The 3,871-nt window shown below is 48.1% G+C and carries 3 protein-coding genes and 1 pseudogene; all 4 read left to right on the top strand.

Features of this window, described 5'->3' with window-relative positions; genetic code table 11:
* Positions 1–1,428: methyl-accepting chemotaxis protein (locus ACT3RR_RS22895; protein WP_496201160.1), on the top strand; the 1,428-nt coding region annotated here is incomplete at its 5' end.
* Positions 1,429–1,961: 533 nt separating this feature from the next.
* Positions 1,962–2,168: pseudogene (locus ACT3RR_RS22890) on the top strand (hypothetical protein); the annotation flags it as partial.
* Entirely contained in the window at positions 2,161–2,514 is a 354-nt protein-coding gene (locus tag ACT3RR_RS22885) for an AAA-type ATPase lid domain-containing protein (protein ID WP_017146595.1), read from the top strand. The pseudogene ACT3RR_RS22890 and the gene ACT3RR_RS22885, both read left to right, overlap by 8 nt.
* 119 nt (positions 2,515–2,633) lie before the next feature.
* Positions 2,634–3,707, top strand: coding sequence for an FUSC family protein (locus ACT3RR_RS22880; RefSeq protein WP_001572325.1), 1,074 nt, complete (start codon positions 2,634–2,636; stop codon positions 3,705–3,707).
* Positions 3,708–3,871: the final 164 nt, after the last annotated feature.

Here is a 3,871-nt window from a genome sequence, read left to right as displayed (position 1 = left end):
GGGAAGATGCGTGATCTGATCCTTCAACTCAGCAAAAGTTCGATTTATTCAACAAAGCCGATGAACGATAATACCCTGTCGAATACCGATTCTTTAAACGATATCGTGAAGGATGGACGGCAACAACTCGCTCGAGGCAGAAATGATTTTCTGCTTTTTAACTCTCAGACCGTCAGCCCGGGAACCAACCTGAGCAGCCTCGATGCGCTTAAACGCGATTATTTGGCCTACGCTGATGTCCTTGATAAAGCGTTAACGCTTACGGAGCAGGGAAAACTGGATGACATCCTACGGCTACGTATTCAGGATTATCAGGTATCCATGCAGGATAGCTATAATCGCTGGCGCGTCACTTATGAAGACGTAAGTCGACGGGGGATCAGTGAAAATCAGAAAACCTTTACAGAAATGCTGTGGACTATGGGAACAGTTATTCTCTTGGTGATCATCATTATATTACTCAGTTGGGTCGGATTACGGAGAATGCTCATTGCACCTTTAAAAGATAATATGCAGCATTTGAGCACTATTTCGCAGGGAGATCTCACGCATTCGGTGAGGGTCGAAGGAAATAATGAGATGGCAAAACTGGCAGAAAGTATTCTCCATATGCAACAGTCTCTGATCAGAACAGTCAGTGATGTCAGACTCGGTTCTGACTCTATATACACCGGGGCAGGTGAGATAGCCTCAGGTAGTCATGATTTGTCATCCCGGACCGAGCAGCAAGCTGCATCACTGGAAGAAACTGCAGCAAGTATGGAACAACTGACGGCAACGGTTAGGTTGAATGCTGACAATGCCCGCCAGGCTTCACAGCTTGCAGTTGCCGCTTCCGATAAAGCATTAAAAGGGGGAGATGCTGTCAGCTTGGTTGTAAGTACAATGGATGATATCGCCGATAGCTCTAAGGAAATTGGTGCCATCATTAATGTTATCGATGGTATTGCGTTTCAGACTAACATTCTCGCCCTTAACGCGGCCGTTGAAGCAGCAAGAGCTGGGGAGCAGGGGCGCGGATTTGCCGTGGTGGCTGGCGAGGTTCGCAACCTTGCCCAGCGCAGTGCGCTTGCGGCTAAAGATATCAAGATACTCATTGAGGCCTCAGTCAGTCGTATTGAAAATGGCTCAGGCTTGGTTAAACGTGCTGGCGACTCGATGTCTGATATCGTCAATGCAGTGACCCGAGTGACAGATATTATGGCAGAAATTGCTGCTGCATCCGATGAACAGAGCCGCGGAATTGAGCAGGTTGGTATTGCGGTTCACGAAATGGACAGTGTGACGCAGCAGAACGCATCCCTTGTTGAAGAGTCCGTTGCAGCGGCGGCGGCACTTGAAGAGCAGGCCGGGTTGCTGCAACAGTCTGTATCAGTATTCAGGCTCCGGGACGACAACCTGGTTGTACCAGCACAGAAAGCGATTTAACCGACTGAACCGCGTTTCCGGTGGCCGTCGGCAGGAAATTGCGACTGGCTACCAAACACTGCCGGAAACGCGGCTGAACGGTTTTAGCCATGAAGCATGGTGTCGTAAACCTCTTTACAGACTGTAGTCTTGTGCCCCAGATCGGCAAAGAGGTTTACGCGGATGCCGTTCGCCTTCCCCACATAATCACTACTGATTAAAAGTAGTCCATCAGGATAATCTGCCTAACTTCCCCCGTTCCGTTCGGAAAACCGAACATAGCATCCGTATTTTTCCGGATAACCGGAATACCTAAAATCACAGCTCACAATTAACCTCCATTTATCAATTACTTATTTTTTATAAAAAGTGGCACGCTCAGTGCAATGACAGAGATGCGATGAACGTTTCATTCATCAACAGACAATGATTCAATTTGGAGAGTTAAATATGACTGTGTTGCAGAAATCCCTTCCGAAAGGGGTCGAATTATTAAAAAATCCAGGTCTGAATAAAGGCACGGCTTTCTCCCAACAAGAACGTCGTACCTTTGGTTTTACATGTTTTTGTTCGCCGTTGGCTATTCTGTGGGACCGCAGTTCATCCGCGCGATTCGTAGCGATGGCATGCCGCAGGTAGTTTTCACGGTGATCGTCTGCCTGTCAGGACTGGGGACCGCGATTCTTATTGGTAAAGGTCTGCATTATGGCGGGCCGATGACGGCAGGGTTGCTGGCTGGAGGATATTCCCCTGTTGTTTAACCTGTTTGTAAACCAGTCATCGATCAGTTTCAATCGCACAGCCCCAGTGATTAAAGAGACAAAACTTCATCAGTTGATGGCCTGGCGTTGGCCCGGGAACGTAAGGGAGTTGCGAAATGAAGCCGAGAGATTTGTTCTGGGCATTAAGAGTACAATCACAATGGGAGATATTTCTTCGGATATCTCCTCGTTCTCACTGATGCAAACCGTTGAATATTTTGAGAGAGGTTTGATTGCCACTGAGCTCGCACGCCATGCAGGTAGCCTTTCTCGTACAGCAGAGTCACTACAGGTAGCCAAAAGTACGTTGTCCGATAAGATAAAGAAATATGGGCTAAAATTTTGAAAAAATGGAATTCATCCAATAATGCAATAAATTAGAATCGTATTGCTGATTTTCGTTGATTCCAGTTGATCATATAGAACCATGAATCATTATGCCCATCATCACCGAGGATTCCCCTTTTGCATTGGTTAGTTCGTCTACGCCTGACCTGGCGCCAGGTCGTCACTGGATTTCCTTCACGTGCGAGGCTGGCAGCGCGTGATGCACTTGCTACTGCACTCGCCTGCCTGCTGTCATGGATACTGGCCGTATGGCTGCTGGGACATGAACATCCTACTTTTGCCATCGTCAGTGCCGTGGTATGTCTTGCTCCGGGCGTACCCAGTCACCTGAAACAAGCAAGAAATCTAGTGATTGGTTGTACGTTCGGTATTGTGATGGGGGAGTTGATGTGGCAGTTACCCGATACTCACCCACTGATTCGGATGTGCGTCGGTATGTTCTTCGCTATTTTGTTTGGTGCCGCCATTGGCCCGGCCCCGGTGGTACCAATCCAGGCTGGAGTATCGGTTGCTTTGGTTCTTGCCATGGGGCCAGAAAGCGCGGGTGGAACCCGTTTGGTGGATGTTTTGCTGGGAGCCTCTGTAGGATTATTATTCAGCCAGGTGCTTTTTACGTCTAATCCATTTAGTGATATTGGGCGTTCAACTTCTGATTTCCTTCGACAACTCGGTAATGGGATGGATCGAATGCTCAGAGCCTGCGAGGTGCAAAGCAGTAAGGGGGCAGAAGCCGCTTTGAGTCAGCTTTCAGATGCTCAGTCAGCTCTGGCAGCTCTTCGTGCCGCTGTAGCTGAAGCACAGGTCAGTAAACGCTGGTCGCTACGGGGTCGGCTACATGCAGAGCGGATTAACATCGTCACGCAACGTTACGACCGCCATGCAATACGGGTATACGCAACTTCCCTTTTATTAGCGGAAAGCATAAGCCGAGCCATGTCGCACACGCATACTCCGCCACCCGCCGCAGTTATGACGTATTGCCAATGGCTATCAGATAACTGCATGGAATTAGCCCGGCAATCAACCGTTTTTGTGCTAAAGGAAAGTGCCCCCCAAGCTTATATGGGCAAGCAGCCACAGAGCACAATCTATAAGTGCGATATATTACCACCAGAATGGCTCATTGTAGAAGATAATGCTAAACAACTGGAGTATGCCTTACAGGTGCTACTGTGTTCACGAGACGCATAATTGTAATGCCGAGATAACTGTATGCTGAACTACTGTTAGTATTTATCGACGTGTGTCACTTCCGTCACTTGGCTGAACAGTGGAAGATCTAATGACAAGTGGGTAATGACTCCAACTTATTGATAGTGTTTTATGTTCAGATAATGCCCGATGACTTTGTCATG

Origin of the sequence: Ewingella sp. AOP8-B2-18 (assembly GCF_052376015.1) — a bacterium.
In the GTDB taxonomy this organism is placed as follows: domain Bacteria; phylum Pseudomonadota; class Gammaproteobacteria; order Enterobacterales; family Enterobacteriaceae; genus Ewingella; species Ewingella allii.
The sequence above is the reverse complement of the archived record's forward strand: the minus strand, read 5'-3'. Positions and strand labels throughout refer to the sequence as shown.